Source organism: Flagellimonas okinawensis, assembly GCF_029194005.1.
Classification (GTDB): Bacteria; Bacteroidota; Bacteroidia; order Flavobacteriales; family Flavobacteriaceae; genus Flagellimonas; species Flagellimonas okinawensis.
On sequence record NZ_JARFVA010000002.1, the window covers coordinates 590,554 to 607,839 of the forward strand.

A 17,286-nucleotide genomic window follows, 5' to 3' on the forward strand; every position below is an offset into this window, starting at 1 on the left:
TAGGATTAATTTTGGGGCAAAGAAACGGGGGGGCTGTAAAATCCGTGTTAGTTGTATGTTAAGAGTTTATTTCAATTCTGTTACAATAACGTTACTAGATTAAATGAACGTTAAGCGTTTATCCCGTAAGTGTATTATCTTTACATTTGGGCGTTTAACATTGAAATACCATCCCATGAAAAACAAGGACATTAAGATTCTATTGGTTGATGATGAACCTGATATTCTGGAAATTATAAGCTACAACCTTTCATCTGAAGGCTACGAAGTCTTTACTGCCAAGAACGGGGCAGAAGGTGTTTCCAAAGCCAAAAAGAAAAACCCACATCTTATAATTATGGATGTAATGATGCCCGAAATGGATGGTATCGAAGCCTGCGAGGTAATCCGTAACACACCTGGTTTGGACAATACCATTATTGCTTTTCTAACCGCCCGTGGGGAGGATTACTCCCAAGTAGCCGGTTTTGATGCCGGAGCGGACGATTACATTACCAAGCCTATAAAACCAAAAGTTTTGGTGAGCAAGGTAAAAGCGCTTTTAAGAAGGTTGAAGGACGATAAAAAAGAAGTTGAGGACATTGTAAAAGTCGGGGATATCGTGATTAACCGCGAGGAATACAAAATTGTCAACAATGGTGAGGAAATGGTTTTGCCCAGAAAAGAGTTCGAATTACTGTCCTTATTGACATCAAAACCCAATAAAGTTTTTAAACGAGAGGTTATTTTGGATAAAGTTTGGGGCAATGAAGTGGTAGTTGGCGGTAGAACAATCGATGTGCACATCAGAAAATTGCGTGAAAAAATCGGAGACCACCACTTTAAGACCGTAAAGGGCGTGGGGTATAAGTTCGTGCTCTAATGGCCATAAAATTAAAGAAATCATACAAATTTGCCTTACGGTCTTCATTGGTCATCACCATATTGGTTACCGCGGTATTTGTAGGTTTTCATATGGATGTGGACTTGATGAATTGGCCACATACCTTGTTTTTTGCACTTATTTGCTTTTCCATATGTTTTGCCATCATACAAATTCGAGTAGAACGCTTTATTTATAGGCGGATCAAACGGATTTATGATGATGTGTCTCTGCTCGAGTCATCTACCTTCTCCTCAAAACCTGTTACCACCGATATGAAAACCTTGGTGGAGGAAATCGAAAAATTCGCCGAGGGAAAAAAAATAGAGATAGATACCTTAAAAATACGGGAGGAGTACCGAAAGGATTTTTTAGGAAATGTTTCCCATGAATTAAAGACCCCGCTTTTTACTGTCCAAGGCTATATACTTACATTGTTGGACGGTGCCATGAAGGATAAAAAGCTTCGAAAAAAATATCTGCAACGAGCCAATAAAGGGGTCGAGCGCTTAATTTATATTGTAAAGGACCTGGATCTTATTACCAAGTTGGAAGCTGGGGAGTTACAATTGGAGCGGGAAAACTTTGATATAATTGAATTGATCCAGAATACCTTTGACCTTCTGGAGATGAAAGCGGCTCGAAAGGAAATTTCTCTGACCTTTGATATGGAGTATCCCGATCCCATCTATGTAAACGGGGACAAGGAAAAAATTCAGCAGGTAATCAGTAACCTATTGGTGAACTCCATTAAATATGGACTCCCAAAAGGAACCACAGAGGTAAGCGTGGAAAACCTTATTAAGAACAAGGTAATTGTTAGGGTGACCGATAATGGTGGTGGTATCCCAAAACAGCACATCCCTAGGTTGTTCGAGCGTTTTTATCGGGTTGATCAAAGTGGTAGTAGAACGGAAGGAGGGTCCGGTCTAGGATTGTCCATAGTAAAGCACATCGTGGAGGCCCATGGGGAAAAAATCTATGTAGAGAGTGAGGTAGATGTAGGTTCCGAGTTCTCTTTTACCCTTGAAAAGGCTTCAGTTTCTTCAGCAACGGAAAAAACTTCGAACAAAGAGGAAAAATCTACATTGGATTCAAATTGAGCCAATCCATTGTATTCCGAAATCCGGGATAATTCTGCCAAGGAAAAAGCCTCTTGTTTGCAAAAGGGAACAAGACCTTGTTTCTGCATTCTTTTGGCCAAATATTCTTGCTCGTATTGTCCAGGGGTCGGGATAAAAAACGCTTTCTTTTCCAGTTTTGCAAGGTCCATAACAGTAGTGTAGCCCGATCGGCAAAGTACTTGCCCACTTTGGTTCAATGCTTTTTCCAGTTCCTCGGACTTCATAAAATTATAATGTAAAATCTCCCCTTGTTCGGTCTTAATTACTTCTCGAATCTGTTTATCCTCTATCTTGCCTTTTACAAAGAGTATATTTCCCGCAAATCCTTGTAATTCTTCCAAGAGCTTTTCTTCCAACATGGTTCTTTGCGGTTCAGGTCCGGAGAGCAAGACCGTCAGATCGTTGGTCATGGGAAGGTTTTCCTTTTCAAATCGACTTAATGGGCCTAAGTAGGCAATGTTCAATTTCGATTTTTTTAAATGCCCCAGTTTTCCGGTAAGGTTGGGTTTGTCCTTGACATCGGGAACCCAGCAGGCATCGAACTTCTTAATTATTTTTTGATGCGCTTTGGAGCTCATCCATGTGGTATTTCCGGAAAGCACGTTAAGTTGATGCGTAATGAATACACAGGGAACCTTTTTATAATAGGCACCCAATCGGTTGTCTGAAATTATACCGTCCAAACTATGCTCCTTCACCAATCGTTTCACTGCTTTTTTCTCTTTGGCCATTGCCTTGAGAACTTTTGGTGAATCCCAGATCATTTTAATTTTAAAATTCTTTCCATTTTCCGCGTAGGAAATCTTGTAGGAAGGCAATTCAAATGCTGGTAATTCCGGAAACTCCTTTTTGAGCAAAGCCAGAGCGACCCCATCGGATGCAATAAAGGGTTGGTGTCCATGTTGCATCAATTCATGAATAATGGGAATACATCTAGTGGCATGTCCCAGTCCCCAGTTCAATGGGGCGACCAGAATACGTTTGGAAGAATTCATAACAACAAAAAAACAAAATGCGATTTGCTTCTAGATTTCCTTAGTTTTGCCAAATCATTAATTTTTTGCTCAATTCAATACCAAAGTGGGAAGTAAGAACAAACTAAAAAGGTTCAAGGAGAACGAAACATTTGCCAATGTGGTCCAGCCTTCAAGAGAAGAAGTAATGGAAGGATTCGAGTACAAGGGCAAATGGGCCACTTTCTTTAAAAATGACAACCCTATAGTATTGGAGCTTGGATGTGGAAAAGGTGAGTACACGGTAGGGCTTGCTAAAAAAAATCCGGACAAGAACTATATCGGGATCGATATAAAAGGAGCTCGGTTTTGGCGCGGAGCCAAAACAGCACTTGAGCAAAACTTGGACAATGTAGCGTTTTTACGGACACAGATAGAACTGGTGGACCACCTGTTTGGTGCTGGGGAAGTGAGCGAAATCTGGATTACTTTTCCCGATCCACAGATAAAATATAAGCGTACCAAACACAGGATGACGAATCCCGTATTTTTAGAGCGATATAGAAGGATTTTGAACCCCGGAGGCCTTATAAACCTTAAAACGGACAGTGAATATATGCACGGTTATACCCTTGGGCTATTACAGGGCCTCGGGCACGAAATTATATATGCCAATCACGATGTGTATAAAAATGAGGGGAGCCCGTCCGATGTTCTTGAGATTCAGACTTTCTACGAAAATCAGTATCTTGAAAAAGGAAAACCAATTACCTACATCCAATTTAGGATCAACTAACCAATGACCCACATACTCATTCTTTTTTTCGCCACATTTTCGGCAGCCTTTATGGCTACCGTTCCCCCTGGTTTGCTTAATATGAATGCAGCCAAGGTTAGTGTGGAGAAAGGAAAGTTGAATGGGGTGATTTTTAGTTTAGGTGTTTCCTGTACCATTATGTTGCAGGCTTATATTGCTGTATATATTTCTAAATTCCTGTACCGCAATCCAGAGGTAATCGATGTACTGTTCAAGATCGCGGTTGCCGTATTTGCATTCTTTGCCATTTATTTCTTTGTGATGGCCAAGCGGAACAAATCCAAAACACAAGGGATAAAAGAGGTCAACTTGAGCAAAAAGAACAGTTTTTTTAAGGGTGTTTTATTGGCTGCGCTCAATTTGTTGACCATACCATACTACAGCGGATTAAATGCCATGTGGAACGAGGCAGGTTGGATTAAGTTCGAAGCCAAGGACATTACCACTTTTGTTGTTGCAGCAGGGGCAGGTACATTTTCCGTGTTATATCTGTACACCTTCTATTTTGATAAAATGGAGACGAAGACGAATCGTTTTTCGAAGAACTCCAATTATATTTTGAGTGCCTTGATGTTGTTATTGCTCATTATTACACTAATCCGAATTATGTACCGATAACATGAAAGGGGAAATCAGTTTTTTTGATAAAGTATATGAAGTTGCAAGACTGATTCCTTATGGTAGGGTAACCTCTTACGGAGCCATAGCCAAATACCTTGGCGCTGCCAGAAGTGCCAGGATGGTGGGTTGGGCAATGAACAATTCACATACCAAGGATGTTCCTGCGCATAGGGTAGTGAACCGTGTCGGGGTCTTGACCGGAAAACATCATTTTGATGGTAGTAACATTATGCAACAGCTCCTGGAGAATGAAGGAGTCCCAGTAAAAGACAATCAAATTGTAGACTTCCAAAAATACTTTTGGAATCCAGCCTCCGAACTTTGATCAATAGCCTGGTGGGTGCAGTTCATCAAAAGAGGTGTTGTCCTGAAATGCTTTGGCCAACAATAAAATGCTTGCCTCATCGTACAAGTTGCCAACAAACGTCATACTCGTCGGGTGGTTTTTATCGTCAAGACCTGTAGGAACAGCAATTACTGGATGTCCAGTTAAGTTGGTAGCCATAAGTTGATCATTTCCAAAAGAGGGTGATATCAGCACATCGTAATCTTTCATTAAATCCTGCATTTTTTGAATAAGAACCTGCCTTTGCCTGTTCGCTTGAATATATTCCACTGCGGGGATAAATCGACTTTGTCTCAAAGAATTGGCACGTGAACGTTGGTCTTGCTCCACCATTATGTCCACATCACCGGAGCGCACAAGTTCATCAAAAAAGGCTCCGGCCTCAGCTCTTAAAATAATATCGAAACCACGGTATGGGACCTCCGCTGGCATTTCTACTGCTGTTGGTTCAATGCCCAGTTTTTCCAAGGATTTAAGAGCATCCCTTAAGTTATCACCGGATTTGGTAGTGTCCTTTTCAATATCATTCTTTAAATAAGCTACCCTTAAATCTTTAATGTTCTTTTTCCAGTTCACGCCAAAAGGAAGATCTACAGTGCTGAGGTCATTTTTATCTATCCCTTGGATAGCCTCAAAAACTATGGCGCAGTCTTCAGCATTTCTTCCCAATGGGCCCACCTTGTCCATTGACCAACTTAGGCTCATAACACCATGGCGACTTACTCTGCCGTAGGTTGGGCGCAGTCCAGTAACCCCATTTCGGGTACTTGGTGATGTAATGGAGCCTAACGTTTCGGTGCCCAGTGCAAACGGAACAAGTCCTGCAGAAGTAGCGGAACCAGACCCGGCCGAAGATCCGCTTGCCCCTTGTGTGGTGTCCCATGGGTTTTTTGTTTTTCCACCGAACCAAACATCACCGCGGGCTAACGCTCCGGACACCAATTTCGCCACCAAAATGGCGCCAGCATCCTCTAGTTTTTTTACAACGGTCGCCGTTTCATTGATAACTTGGTCCTTGTAAGGGGCAGCTCCCCAAGTGGTAGGATACCCAGGAACCGCCATTAGGTCCTTGGTCCCATAAGGAATACCATGTAAAATACCGCGATAGTTTCCATTTTTAATCTCTTCGTCCGCCTTTTTTGCCTGTTCCAAAGCCAAACTTTCGGTAATGGTTATGGTACATTGTAGGGCAGGTTGGTATTTCTTGAGACGGGCCAAGAAAAATTTTGTAAGCTCAGTAGAGGTGATTTTTTGATTTTTTATAAGTGAGGCCAATTGTGGAATCGTGTAATAAGCCAATAGGTCATAAGGTTCGGGAATTTCCACATTGTCCGGTATATTCCATTCGGTACCGTTTTGTTGTTCTGGCATGGTAAAACCAAATGGGGTGGGGTCAAAACGGATGGCTGGGAAAACATCGTTTCCAATAGGATATTTTCGCAAAGAATCGAAGCCGCTACGGTTTCTCTTTAGGTAAGGGTAGAGGGTATCGATATTTTTTTTGGAAAAATGGAGTCCAATCAATTTTTCCGACTTTTTAACGTCTCCTTTTGTGAAAGAGTTTTTGTTGCTGGAACATGATAGCCAGGTCAATGAGATGAACAATACAAAAAGAAGGGGGATTCTGTTTTTTGGTAGCATTTTGGTAGATAATTTCAAATAACAGCTTCTAAGCTACATTTTTTCAAAAAAACGGACGTAATAATCCTGCTGTTTTATATTTGAAGAGCCCATTTATTTCATTACCCATAATTCAATATGGGATTTTTTTGAAATTCAGCAGTACAACTTCTTAATCTAACCCCAACACCGTATCTTTGTAGTTTAGAACCAGTTCAAACAGTTGGTTTAAAAAATTTGATTCATGAAGTTGAAAAAGACAGATATTCTCAAGGCGTTGGAAAAAATATCCGCACCGGGTGAGGGCCAAAATTTGGTCGAAAGCGGTTCGGTCACCAATGTTCAGGTGTTCGGTGATGAGGTAGAAGTGGATGTTACGATCAAAAACCCAAGTCTTCAAGCCAAAAAGAAGACAGAAGTGGAGATCTTAAAGATTATTCACAGTGAAGTATACGAAAAGGCGAAGATCAAGGTCAACCTTAAGGTTGATGCTCCTGCCAAGCCCAAAGTAAACCAAATTAAGGGCAACCCCATTCCGGGAATTCAAAATATTATAGCCGTAGCGTCCGGAAAAGGAGGCGTTGGTAAGTCTACAGTAACAGCGAATTTGGCTGTTACATTATCAAAAATGGGCTTTAAAGTAGGATTGTTGGATACCGATATTTATGGACCTTCCATGCCCATTATGTTCGATGTGGCAACCGAAAAGCCGTTGTCCATCAATGTAGAAGGAAAGGCCAAGATGAAACCCATCGAAAACTATGGGGTAAAGCTGTTGTCCATAGGATTCTTTACACAGCCCAATCAAGCGGTTATTTGGAGAGGTCCAATGGCAGCCAAGGCATTGAACCAAATGATTTTTGATGCACATTGGGGTGAATTGGATTTTCTTTTATTGGATTTGCCACCGGGAACCGGGGACATTCATTTGAGTATAATGCAATCGTTGCCAGTAACGGGAGCTGTTGTGGTAAGTACACCGCAAGAGATTGCTTTGGCCGATGCCAGAAAAGGTGTTGCCATGTTCCAACAGGAGGCTATCAATGTGCCTGTTTTGGGAATCGTGGAGAATATGGCGTATTTTACACCTGCGGAGTTGCCGGACAACAAATACCATATTTTTGGTGAAAATGGGGCAAAGAACTTATCCGAGGATTTGGGAGTTCCGTTTTTAGGAGAAATTCCTTTGGTACAGAGCATAAGGGAGGCAGGCGATGTTGGAAGACCAGCAGCCTTACAAACAGCGACACCTACAGAGGAAGCCTTTGAAGAACTTACAAGAAACGTGGTGCAGGAGTTGGTGAGAAGAAATACAGACCTTCCACCTACCGAAGCAATAAAAATAACAACCATGGCCGGTTGTTCCGCTGTTAAAAAGAAATGAGTATGACAACAATGACATCAGAAGAAACCAGGAGCAATGTAGAAAAGGCGTTGGAAGAGATACGTCCATTTTTACAGAGCGACGGAGGGGATATTACCTTGATATCCATTGAGGACAATTCCGTAAAGGTTCGTTTGGAAGGTAACTGTATAGGATGCAGTGTAAACCAAATGACATTGAAAAGTGGTGTAGAAATGACCATTAAAAAGTATGCACCTCAGATTGAAGAAGTCATCAACATATCTTAACTGACTAAAATCATAAAACCTTTGCAAGGCAAGCAGTAAGTTGCGCGCCAAAATCCATAATATATGATTAAAACCGATATACTAATTATTGGAGCGGGACCTACGGGTCTCTTTGCTGTTTTTGAAGCAGGCCTTTTACAACTCAAATGTCATTTAATCGATGCATTACCACAAGCAGGTGGACAATGTTCGGAAATATATCCCAAAAAGCCCATTTATGATATTCCTGGTTTTCCAGAAGTTTTAGCTGGTGATTTGGTGGATAACCTAATGGAGCAAATAAAACCGTTCCAGCCAGGTTTTACCTTGGGAGAGCGTGCTGAGACCATTGAAAAGTTGGAAGATGGCTCGTTTATCGTTACCACTAACAAAGGGACTAAACATCATGCTCCCGTTGTTGCCATAGCAGGAGGTCTGGGCAGTTTTGAACCAAGAAAGCCATTGCTCGAGAATTTAGAAAAGTTCGAGGATAATGGTGTGGCCTATATGATCAAAGAGCCAGAAATCTACCGTGGCAAAAAAGTGTTGATCGCCGGCGGAGGTGACTCTGCTTTGGATTGGTCCATATTTTTGGCCGATGTTGCAGAGGAAGTAACCTTGGTTCACCGAAGAAATGAATTTAGGGGGGCATTGGATTCAGTGGAAAAAGTACAGCACTTAAAAAATGAAGGTAAGATCAACTTGATTACCCCGGCTGAGGTCGTTGCATTAAAAGGAGAAAACCACTTGGAGAAAGTGACTGTTAAGAACACATCCACTTCAGAAGAAACTGATGTTGAGGTCGATGATTTTATCCCATTGTTCGGATTGTCGCCCAAATTGGGCCCAATCGCCGATTGGGGGCTGGAGATAGAAAAGAATGCCATTAAGGTGGATAATACTTACGATTACCAGACCAATATTCCAGGAATCTATGCCATTGGTGACGTAAATACGTATCCCGGTAAGTTAAAATTGATTCTTTGTGGATTCCATGAAGCCACATTGATGTGTCAAAGTGCTTACCAAAAGATATTCCCGGATAAAAAATATGTGATGAAATATACTACCGTGGGTGGTGTGACCGGATTTGACGGAAGTAAGAAGGAAGCGCCCAAAGCCGTGGTTAAGGCCATCGACTAAGAATAAAACAAACATTTAATCGTTAAGGAAGCTTTATAGACGAGTTTTCGAATAGGTATGAGCGATATTAAAATAAAAATAATCGACCGTGAAGGTGTTTTGCACGAAGTGGATGCGCCAACCGACATGAATATGAACCTAATGGAGGTAGTCCGTTCTTACGAACTTGCTCCTGAGGGAACCATTGGAATTTGTGGCGGAATGGCCATGTGTGCTTCTTGCCAATGTTATATAAAATCGGACCATCAACTTCCTGAAAAGTCGGATGATGAGGACGCCATGTTGGCCGAGGCCTTTTTTGTGAAGGATAACAGCCGTTTGGGTTGCCAGATCCACATTACCGAGGACTTGGATGGTCTGGAAGTGGAATTGGCGCCGGAAGAAGCTTAAATTCTTGCCTGATAGGTAAACAAGTTAAAATATCTTCCTTCGGAAGCTATTAGTTGTTCATGGGTGCCTTGTTCCAAAATGTGTCCGTTTTCAATAACCAAGATTTGGTCAGCTTTGCGAATGGTGCTCAATCGGTGAGCAATAACAAATGTGGTTCTACCTTTTGTTAGTTCAGCCAAACTTTTTTGAATGAGCGCCTCGGATTCCGTATCCAAGCTGGAAGTGGCTTCGTCCAAAATCAAGATTTTTGGGTCTGCCAAAATAGCTCTAGCAATGGCTATCCGTTGACGTTGACCCCCTGAGAGTTTTACACCGCGTTCACCGATCAAGGTATCTAGCCCTTTGTCGAATCGGTCTGTGAACTCATCTACATAGGCGGCTTTTACTGCCTCCAATAGCTTTTCTTCACTGGCTTCGGGTCTTGGAAAAAGGATATTTTCTCGGATAGTGCCCTCGAACAAAAAGTCATCTTGCAAAACCACGCCCAAATATTGCCTAAAACTTTTTAAATCAACCTTTGAGAGGTTTTGTCCATCAATAGTGATGGTTCCCGAGTCCGGGTTTAAAAAACTGGCGGCCAAACCTGCAATCGTCGATTTTCCAGAGCCCGAACTTCCCACTAAAGCCACAACTTGACCAGGTTCCACATCAAAGCTTATATTATGAAGCACTTCTTTGTCCTCTTCATAGGAGAAACAGACATCGGCAAATATCATACGCCCAACTACCGTTTCCAGAACAATGCTTCTGTTTTCCTCATCGGATTCTTCTTCCAAGTTCATTAACTCTTCTGTCCGGTCCAATCCCGCCAAGGCCTCTGTCAACTGACTTCCCACACTGCTCATTTGTACTATGGGAGCAATCATTAGGCCCAATAGCACGGTAAATTCCACAAATTCTCCCACGGTAAGGGTATCCTGTATAATTTTATAGCCACCAAATCCCATTACGCTTGTTGTTGCCACACCCAATAAAAATGTCGATGAGCTCGTCATAAAAGCAGTAGTGGTCAGACTCTTCTTTACGTTTTGATAGAGGCGTTCCACACCGACCTCAAAAACCTCTTCTTCTTGTTTTTCCGCATTAAAACCTTTGATTACACGAATACCACCCAAGGTTTCCGTCAATCTGCCCTTGACTTCTGCATTTATCTTACCTCGGTTCCTGAAAATGGGACGGATGATCTTAAAGGCTTTTAGTGCAATAATGGCAAAGATGGTGAGAGGAATAAATGTAAACAGTGTCATAAAAACGCTAATTTCCATCAGTAAAATCAAGGAAACTACCGCGGTAATGATTCCTCCAACCAATTGAACCAATCCGGTTCCTATAAGATTTCGGACTCCTTCAACATCGGACATAATTCGGGATACCAAAGCTCCGGATTTGGCATTGTCAAAAAATCGAACAGGAAGGGCAAGCACCTTTTTTTGCACTTGAGCCCTAAGTTCAGAAATCAAATATTGGGCCTGTACACTTAATATTTTGGTCAAAAGGAATGAAGTAACTGCTTGTACAAAAATGGCTAGCATTACTCCGGCCACCAAGTACTTGAGCATGTCCACATCTTTTTTAACGATGACATCATCAATAAGATATTTCGAAGCGATAGGGGCAACAAAACTGGCTGCTTTACTAATGGCAATCAAGAACAGACCTAAAAAAACGAGTTTACGCTTGGGCCAAATTATGGTTTTGAATGCGGTAAGGATGCTTACTTTTTTATCGGGCATAACAATTTTTAGAGAGAGCCTGCAAGTTACGGCAATTTAAAGGGATATAGAATCCATTGTCTTGAGTGCAAAAAGGAATACAAACACTATATTTAATATTTCCAATACTAAAACAGGTATGCTTAAAGCGCAATGGTTCGGTTTTTTGTTTTTGATATGCTTCTTGTGCCAGTCACAACAAGAGTATCCAAAACTAACCCAAATAGTAACGGATAATGCCCAGATTTTTACGGAATCCGAGCTTGAGGCGCTCCGGAACAAACTATATCAATTTGAATCGGAGACCACCAATCAATTGGTGATTTTGACCATAAACGACTTGGGAGGAGAGACTATTGAACAATATGCCTTTCAAGTTTTCAACCAAAATAGGCTTGGACAGGAAAGCAAGGATAATGGCATTTTGATCCTGTTCTCCAAACTGGACAGGGAGGTCCGGATTGAAGTTGGCTACGGTCTGGAACCTTATATTACGGATGCCGTAGCTTCCCGTATTATCCGAAATACGATGATTCCAAAGTTTAAAGAGGAGGATTATCATGGCGGACTGGATACCGCAACCGACCAGATCATAGAGTTTTTGAAAAACCCGGAAGCTTTGGATGAGTTCAAAGCCGAGATAGAGGAAGAAAGTGAAATGCCTTGGTGGCTGTTGGGGATTATTGGTTTGTTCTTGATGATATTTGTTGCCGTGGGCGGCTTCATTTTTTATAAAGGATATTCTACTTTGATAGAGATTTTGCGCGGAATGTTCATTGGCAAGCTAGCCGTATTCAGGGGCATTTTTATGGCTGCTTTTATGATGTTTCCATTGATTTTTGGTTTGGTTTTTATCGGGGTTCCGTTGGCCTTTATTTTATTGCTGATCGGTTTGGAAGATCTGATGAATGATTTGGCCAACAATTTCTTCCTGATAATACTGGTAGTCGCAGGTTTTATTTGTTTCACCATTGTATTGGTCATTTATAAAATATGGGCGAAAGGCACGGAAAATTTAAAACTTTCCTTTTTTAAGTCCGATAAGGATTATATCAGTAAGACATTTTCATCTACAGGGACGCATTCCTTTGGGTCTGGCTCCAGTGGAGGTTCTTCCAGCAGCTTTTCGGGAGGCGGTGGTAGTTCAGGTGGCGGAGGTGCCAGCGGAAGTTGGTAATTGTTTTCGATTTCCCGTATTTTCACCAAACTAATCAAACCCATCCTCGAAATGAGAATTAAGATTTTTACGGCATTCCTTCTATTTATTTCCTGTTCCGAAACGGAACCTACCGAAGTGGAACTTTGGGAAGCACAAGCTGAAAACATTACTATAATCCGTGACGATTTTGGTGTACCCCACATTTATGGAAAAACAGATGCCGATGCTGTTTTTGGTTTGCTATATGCGCAATGTGAGGATGATTTTAATCGTGTGGAACAAAATTATATTTGGGCTACCGGACGTTTGGCGGAAGTTGAAGGGGAGGATGCCTTGTACAGTGACCTTAGGGCCAAACTTTTTATGACGGAAGAAGAGGCCAAGGCCAACTACGAAAACAGCCCTGAATGGTTAAAAGAGCTCTGTGATGCATTTGCCGATGGAATCAATTATTATTTATACACCCATCCAGAAGTCCAACCTAAATTATTGACCCGTTTTGAACCGTGGATGTCGATGTATTTTAGTGAAGGGTCTATCGGAGGGGATATTGAACGAATATCTACCAGAAAAATCAAAAGTTTTTATGAAAGTGGCATGGAATTGCCCGAAATGGAAGTACTTCAACTCAAAAAGGAAGAAGAAATGGCGGAACCACAGGGTTCCAATGGAATTGCTATCTCGGGCGATTTGACAGAATCTGGAAACGCAATGCTTTTGATCAATCCCCACACTTCATTTTATTTTAGGGGAGAAGTGCACGTGGTGAGCGAAGAAGGGTTGAACGCTTATGGTGCCGTTACCTGGGGACAGTTTTTTGTATATCAAGGTTTCAATGAGAAAACAGGTTGGATGCATACTTCCACCTATACCGATGTAATGGATGAGTTCAAGGAAACCATTGTTAAGAATGATGGAAGACTATTTTATAAATACGGAGAGGAATTGCGACCTGTGGATTCCAGTTCGGTAACCCTTAAATATAAAGATGGTGATGGTATGAAGGAGAAAACCTTTCCAATGTACCGTACCCATCACGGACCGATTACCCATCAAGTGGATGACCAATGGACGGCTTCGGCCATGATGTGGGAACCTGTAAAGGCATTGGAGCAATCCTATATCCGAACCAAGCAGGATGGTTATGACGGTTTTAGAAAAATGATGGATATCCGAACCAATTCCTCCAACAACACTGTTTATGCGGATGCAGAAGGGAACATTGCGTATTTCCATGGAAATTTTGTACCCAAGCGCGATACCATTTTTGATTATACCGAGCCCGTGGATGGCAGTGACCCAAAAACAGATTGGCAAGGTCTACACACGGTGGATGAAAACATTTTGGTGTTGAACCCGGAAAACGGATGGATTCAAAACTGTAACTCCACACCCTATACTTCCGCGCTGGAATTTAGTCCAAAACGAGAAGATTATCCCAATTATATGTCTAGAGATCAGGAAAACTTTAGAGGCATCCATGCTATCGAATTGCTGACAGGCAGAAGCGGGTACACTTTGGATGGGCTTATTGAAATGGCCCACGACCCATATTTACCAGCTTTTGAGGCATTGATTCCGGGATTGGTAACCGCTTATAATGAGAATGCCAAGGCATACCCTGAGCTACAGGAGCCAATAGAGACCCTTCAGGAATGGGATTTCGCTACTTCAGAGGAATCCATAGCTATGACTTTGGCCCACTACTATGGTACACTTTGTTATTCAAAAGCTGAAAGGCCGGAGGGCAAATACTCCATGGAATGGGTAGCATATTGGGGCGATGAATGGCCAGATGCTCAAAAATTGGATATGTTCCAAGAAGCATTGTCTCAACTACAAAATGATTTCGGTACATGGAAAATGCCTTGGGGAGAGGTGAATCGTTACCAGCGTTTAAATGGGGATATTCGCCAAGCATTTAATGATGAAAAACCAAGTATTCCGATTGGTTTTGCCAGTGGACGTTGGGGAGCATTGGCCGCATATGGCGCCCGGTACGATAATAACACCAAAAAAATCTATGGCACTCGTGGTAATAGTTTTGTTGCTGCTGTGGAGTTCGGAGAAAAGGTGAAGGCAAAAACAATGTTGGCGGGTGGTCAGAGTGGAGATCCAGAGTCGCCACACTTTAATGATCAAGCACAGCGCTATGCCGATATGGAATTTAAAGATGCCGCATACTATAAAGATGATGTGCTAAAACGGGCCGAAGTAACCTATAAGCCTGGTGAGAAGAAGTGAAAAGGGATTTAGTTGTTCTTTTCGATACCGCTATCCTCTTCTTTTACAATTATTAGACTGGCTTTGGAGCCTGTAGATAGGTTCCATCGGTTATTGTGGATAACTACACCCTTGTCGTCAGTGACCACGACTTGTGCCGTATTGGGGCCAGATGAACCTTGGTTAAGGGCTTCGAATTCAACACGGTTAAATCCTTCCACAAGATCTAGATTGATTCCTTTAAAAGAGCCACCAAGTAATAGGTTGTACTCCACTACTTCACCATTGACATATATTTTAATGCGATCGCCGTCCACATATTCATGGTCTCTGGCTACAATTCCAACAAACTTTGCTGTGGTTTTAAAGTCACCCAGATATTGATCGCCAAAATGATCGTTGGCTCCTTTTTCCCTTTTTTCAATCACTTTTGGGTCAATCACCAAATCATGGCCAGCTTGTAACAGTTGTTTGTCGGGCAACATTTTAACACCTGGCTTTTCATTTTTGGAGGTAAGGTTTTCGTCTAAAACCGATGGCATCCGAAGCAAAGTACCTTGGTTACTTGCTTTAACATCTAAATTGTTCTTCTCGCCAATTTTTAATGGCCGCGTGGTGGGCAAGTCGCCCTGCGCGATCATGGGAAGGGTAAAGAGAATGGCTCCCAATACAATGTAAATCTTTTTTTTCATGGCAAGAAGGGTAACAATACAATGCTAAATTTAGCAAATACCTTGCCATCCGTGTTATAAATAAGAGTTAAATCGACAAATGGCAAAAGCTCGTTAAAGTCTTCATAATTAATATTCCAGATGAAAAAGAGGAATAATGCTTGATGCTATTGAGCTTTAACCTTAAAATCCAATTATAATGAAACGATTATTATTACTTGTACTACTAATGGGCTTCACAGCTCTTTATTCCCAAAATTCAGATGATGCTAAACGAATAATTTCCAAGGGAACTTGGAACTTAGGTCTGCAGGCTAATTTAAGCCTCTACAATATAGATTCGCATAACTCCGGATCATCTGTTGAGACCGATCGGTTGGCTATAGGGTTGTTTCCTAGAATAGGCTATTCTTTTTCCGATAATTGGATGGTTGGTGTAAGAACGGGTTACAGTAGAAGTAAAGAGGACAATGATTTGAGTTTAGACCCAATTTTAAATGAATCGGAGTCTAAAACAGAAACACTGACATTTGCACCATATGTAAGGAGATATGGTAGTTTGACGAAGAATCTTTTATTTTATGTTCAGGGCGAAGCTGGATATGCAGGTTCTTGGTCGGAAAATATTGCGGACCAAACAAATAGATCTACCTCCGAATCTGACAGGTTCTATGTTGCGTTTAGGCCGGGAATTACCTTCTTCGTTTCTCAAAAAATTGCTTTGGAATCCTCTTTTGGCATTCTTCAATACTCTTCAAACAAATTAGAAACTAATGGGGCCGAAACAACCACAAATGGTTTTGATTTTGGTTTGGATTCTTCCAATGTCCTTTTAGGACTTTCTTATTATTTCTAAAAATTATTTCAAGGCCCGCTAATTTTTAGCGGGCTTTTTCTTTTTAAGCCCAAATAATGGATGCAGTAGCGGAATCCGAAGGATGATCAGGTCATAAATCAACCAACTTATGCCAAATGTGCCAATTACCAGTATGGTGGCCTTTGGTACAAAACCCCAGCTCATGTTCATCAAAAAATATGCAATTATAACGGTAATCGTCTGGTGTAAAATATAGAAGGGGTACACTGCTCTGTTCGAATACGCCAATCCTTTACTTGGCTTGTTGAGATATTGTGCCGCATATGCGAAAAGCACCAAGATCCAAGACCAAATATTAACCACTTTAAGCAATGCCTCGGTAAAGTGGATGACATAGCCATCTTCAAAAAACAACCAAATCATCACTTGGCCCATAAAACCGATTATACCCAAGGTAAGTGCCTTATACCTTATTTTGGCTAGTGATTCCCAAAATGTATTTCCCGTTGCAATCAATACAAAACCATAGAAGAACAAAATGATACTAAATATAAAATTGAACCAATCATCCACCAAGGCATGGGTAACCGGAAAAAAGGGTTCCACCAGGGATTCTACAAAGTAGAGTGGAATCACAAATGCATAAATACCCCAGGATTTCTGAATTAAGCGCTTAACCCATTCAATAAATCTGGTTTCATGTCTTCGCAGGTAAACGAATAGCGGGGCCAAAATCCAAGAGAACACCAAAAGGTAGGGTAAAAACCAAAGGTGATGCCAGCTAAGGTTTCCTTCGGGGTACACACCGTCAAAAGCAACCGTGGTAAAATAGTGCCAATACGAACCTGAAAACTGTCCTTTGGTTAACCGTTCAAAATATACTTGTGGCGGTACGATCAAGATCATCCCCGCTACCAATGGTATACCTAAACGAAGGAATCGCTCCCACATAAATTTACCCATGCTTCTTTTGCCAAGGGCATAATAGGTTCCCATTCCCGATATTACAAATAGGATGGGCAATCGCCATTGGTTAAGGAAAGACATGGGCCAACGGAGCCAATCATAAATCACGTTGTTTTTTATATGCCATCCCCAAGGCACAAAAAACATTCCCACATGATAGAATATTAATAGTCCGAACACAATTACACGGAGCCAATCCAAATCGTAACGTCTAATGCTGGTTTCCATTATTAAAGTTTTTTCCAAAGATG

General features: G+C 41.5%; 16 protein-coding genes and 1 pseudogene. 12 read left to right on the forward strand and 5 right to left on the reverse strand.

Going from position 1 to position 17,286, the window contains the following annotated elements; all coding sequences use genetic code 11:
- The first annotated feature begins 175 nt into the window (after positions 1–175).
- Together PY091_RS08500 and PY091_RS08505 are read left to right on the forward strand one after the other, a co-directional pair.
- The gene (locus PY091_RS08500) at positions 176–862 is read left to right on the forward strand and encodes a response regulator transcription factor (protein WP_275649277.1); all 687 of its coding nucleotides are present in this window, start codon (positions 176–178) and stop codon (positions 860–862) included.
- A gap of 107 nt (positions 863–969) precedes the next feature.
- On the forward strand, positions 970–1,965 hold the full coding sequence (locus tag PY091_RS08505; protein WP_417956984.1) for a sensor histidine kinase: 996 nt from the start codon (positions 970–972) through the stop codon (positions 1,963–1,965).
- Positions 1,966–2,012: 47 nt separating this feature from the next.
- On the opposite strand, the pseudogene PY091_RS08510 reads toward PY091_RS08505, so the two are convergent.
- Positions 2,013–2,981 (reverse strand): annotated as a pseudogene (locus PY091_RS08510) (glycosyltransferase family protein); the annotation flags it as partial.
- Between the two features lie 85 nt (positions 2,982–3,066).
- Between PY091_RS08510 and trmB the strand changes: the two are divergent.
- The 3 genes from trmB to PY091_RS08525 are packed head-to-tail and all read left to right on the forward strand — an operon-like array spanning position 3,067 to position 4,702.
- Positions 3,067–3,735: a tRNA (guanosine(46)-N7)-methyltransferase TrmB gene (trmB, locus tag PY091_RS08515; RefSeq protein ID WP_275649279.1), complete on the forward strand. Its 669-nt coding sequence runs from the start codon at positions 3,067–3,069 to the stop codon at positions 3,733–3,735.
- 3 nt (positions 3,736–3,738) lie between these two features.
- Positions 3,739–4,374, forward strand: coding sequence for a LysE family transporter (locus PY091_RS08520; RefSeq protein ID WP_275649280.1), 636 nt, complete (start codon positions 3,739–3,741; stop codon positions 4,372–4,374).
- A 1-nt stretch (position 4,375) separates the two neighbouring features.
- Positions 4,376–4,702, forward strand: coding sequence for an MGMT family protein (locus PY091_RS08525; protein ID WP_275649281.1), 327 nt, complete (start codon positions 4,376–4,378; stop codon positions 4,700–4,702).
- Here PY091_RS08525 and PY091_RS08530 read toward each other — a convergent pair whose 3' ends face one another.
- Positions 4,703–6,364, reverse strand: a complete 1,662-nt coding sequence (locus PY091_RS08530) for an amidase (protein ID WP_275649282.1) — start codon at positions 6,362–6,364, stop codon at positions 4,703–4,705.
- Between the two features lie 223 nt (positions 6,365–6,587).
- On the opposite strand from PY091_RS08530, the gene PY091_RS08535 reads away from it, so the two are divergent.
- The 4 genes from PY091_RS08535 to PY091_RS08550 all read left to right on the forward strand — a co-directional run bounded on the left by PY091_RS08535 (position 6,588) and on the right by PY091_RS08550 (position 9,487).
- The gene (locus PY091_RS08535; protein ID WP_275649283.1) at positions 6,588–7,727 is read left to right on the forward strand and encodes an Mrp/NBP35 family ATP-binding protein; all 1,140 of its coding nucleotides are present in this window, start codon (positions 6,588–6,590) and stop codon (positions 7,725–7,727) included.
- 11 nt (positions 7,728–7,738) lie between these two features.
- The gene (locus tag PY091_RS08540) at positions 7,739–7,975 is read left to right on the forward strand and encodes a NifU family protein (protein WP_275649439.1); all 237 of its coding nucleotides are present in this window, start codon (positions 7,739–7,741) and stop codon (positions 7,973–7,975) included.
- A 63-nt stretch (positions 7,976–8,038) separates the two neighbouring features.
- Positions 8,039–9,097 (forward strand): NAD(P)/FAD-dependent oxidoreductase, encoded by a 1,059-nt coding sequence (locus PY091_RS08545; RefSeq protein WP_275649284.1) that lies wholly within the window; start codon positions 8,039–8,041, stop codon positions 9,095–9,097.
- 57 nt (positions 9,098–9,154) lie between these two features.
- Positions 9,155–9,487: a 2Fe-2S iron-sulfur cluster-binding family protein gene (locus PY091_RS08550; protein ID WP_275649285.1), complete on the forward strand. Its 333-nt coding sequence runs from the start codon at positions 9,155–9,157 to the stop codon at positions 9,485–9,487.
- Here the strand turns inward: PY091_RS08550 and PY091_RS08555 are convergent.
- Positions 9,484–11,220: an ABC transporter ATP-binding protein gene (locus PY091_RS08555; protein WP_275649286.1), complete on the reverse strand. Its 1,737-nt coding sequence runs from the start codon at positions 11,218–11,220 to the stop codon at positions 9,484–9,486. The genes PY091_RS08550 and PY091_RS08555 overlap by 4 nt on opposite strands.
- 118 nt (positions 11,221–11,338) lie before the next feature.
- On the opposite strand from PY091_RS08555, the gene PY091_RS08560 reads away from it, so the two are divergent.
- Both PY091_RS08560 and PY091_RS08565 read left to right on the forward strand, forming a co-directional pair.
- A complete protein-coding gene (locus PY091_RS08560) occupies positions 11,339–12,376 on the forward strand; it encodes a TPM domain-containing protein (protein WP_275649287.1) in 1,038 nt (345 codons plus the stop codon).
- Positions 12,377–12,427: 51 nt separating this feature from the next.
- The gene (locus PY091_RS08565; RefSeq protein ID WP_275649288.1) at positions 12,428–14,602 is read left to right on the forward strand and encodes an acylase; all 2,175 of its coding nucleotides are present in this window, start codon (positions 12,428–12,430) and stop codon (positions 14,600–14,602) included.
- 8 nt (positions 14,603–14,610) lie between these two features.
- On the opposite strand, the gene PY091_RS08570 is transcribed toward PY091_RS08565, so the two are convergent.
- On the reverse strand, positions 14,611–15,273 hold the full coding sequence (locus tag PY091_RS08570; RefSeq protein ID WP_275649289.1) for a hypothetical protein: 663 nt from the start codon (positions 15,271–15,273) through the stop codon (positions 14,611–14,613).
- Positions 15,274–15,451: 178 nt separating this feature from the next.
- On the opposite strand from PY091_RS08570, the gene PY091_RS08575 reads away from it, so the two are divergent.
- Positions 15,452–16,108 carry an outer membrane beta-barrel protein gene (locus PY091_RS08575; protein ID WP_275649290.1) on the forward strand — a complete coding sequence of 219 codons (657 nt, stop codon included), beginning with the start codon at positions 15,452–15,454 and terminating at the stop codon, positions 16,106–16,108.
- A gap of 18 nt (positions 16,109–16,126) precedes the next feature.
- Here the strand turns inward: PY091_RS08575 and PY091_RS08580 are convergent, their stop codons facing one another.
- Complete coding sequence (locus tag PY091_RS08580; RefSeq protein ID WP_275649291.1) at positions 16,127–17,263, reverse strand: acyltransferase family protein; 1,137 nt, start codon at positions 17,261–17,263, stop codon at positions 16,127–16,129.
- Positions 17,264–17,286: the final 23 nt, after the last annotated feature.

Excerpts from the sequence above, each read along its gene's own strand:
- PY091_RS08500 (WP_275649277.1), top strand. The coding sequence starts at position 176 with ATGAAAAACAAGGACATTAAGATTCTATTGGTTGATGATGAACCTGAT.
- PY091_RS08505 (WP_417956984.1), top strand. The coding sequence starts at position 970 with ATGAATTGGCCACATACCTTGTTTTTTGCACTTATTTGCTTTTCCATA.
- PY091_RS08520 (WP_275649280.1), top strand. The coding sequence starts at position 3,739 with ATGACCCACATACTCATTCTTTTTTTCGCCACATTTTCGGCAGCCTTT.
- PY091_RS08525 (WP_275649281.1), top strand. The coding sequence starts at position 4,376 with ATGAAAGGGGAAATCAGTTTTTTTGATAAAGTATATGAAGTTGCAAGA.
- PY091_RS08530 (WP_275649282.1), bottom strand. The coding sequence starts at position 6,364 with ATGCTACCAAAAAACAGAATCCCCCTTCTTTTTGTATTGTTCATCTCA.
- PY091_RS08535 (WP_275649283.1), top strand. The coding sequence starts at position 6,588 with ATGAAGTTGAAAAAGACAGATATTCTCAAGGCGTTGGAAAAAATATCC.
- PY091_RS08540 (WP_275649439.1), top strand. The coding sequence starts at position 7,739 with ATGACATCAGAAGAAACCAGGAGCAATGTAGAAAAGGCGTTGGAAGAG.
- PY091_RS08545 (WP_275649284.1), top strand. The coding sequence starts at position 8,039 with ATGATTAAAACCGATATACTAATTATTGGAGCGGGACCTACGGGTCTC.
- PY091_RS08550 (WP_275649285.1), top strand. The coding sequence starts at position 9,155 with ATGAGCGATATTAAAATAAAAATAATCGACCGTGAAGGTGTTTTGCAC.
- PY091_RS08555 (WP_275649286.1), bottom strand. The coding sequence starts at position 11,220 with ATGCCCGATAAAAAAGTAAGCATCCTTACCGCATTCAAAACCATAATT.
- PY091_RS08560 (WP_275649287.1), top strand. The coding sequence starts at position 11,339 with ATGCTTAAAGCGCAATGGTTCGGTTTTTTGTTTTTGATATGCTTCTTG.
- PY091_RS08565 (WP_275649288.1), top strand. The coding sequence starts at position 12,428 with ATGAGAATTAAGATTTTTACGGCATTCCTTCTATTTATTTCCTGTTCC.
- PY091_RS08570 (WP_275649289.1), bottom strand. The coding sequence starts at position 15,273 with ATGAAAAAAAAGATTTACATTGTATTGGGAGCCATTCTCTTTACCCTT.
- PY091_RS08575 (WP_275649290.1), top strand. The coding sequence starts at position 15,452 with ATGAAACGATTATTATTACTTGTACTACTAATGGGCTTCACAGCTCTT.
- PY091_RS08580 (WP_275649291.1), bottom strand. The coding sequence starts at position 17,263 with ATGGAAACCAGCATTAGACGTTACGATTTGGATTGGCTCCGTGTAATT.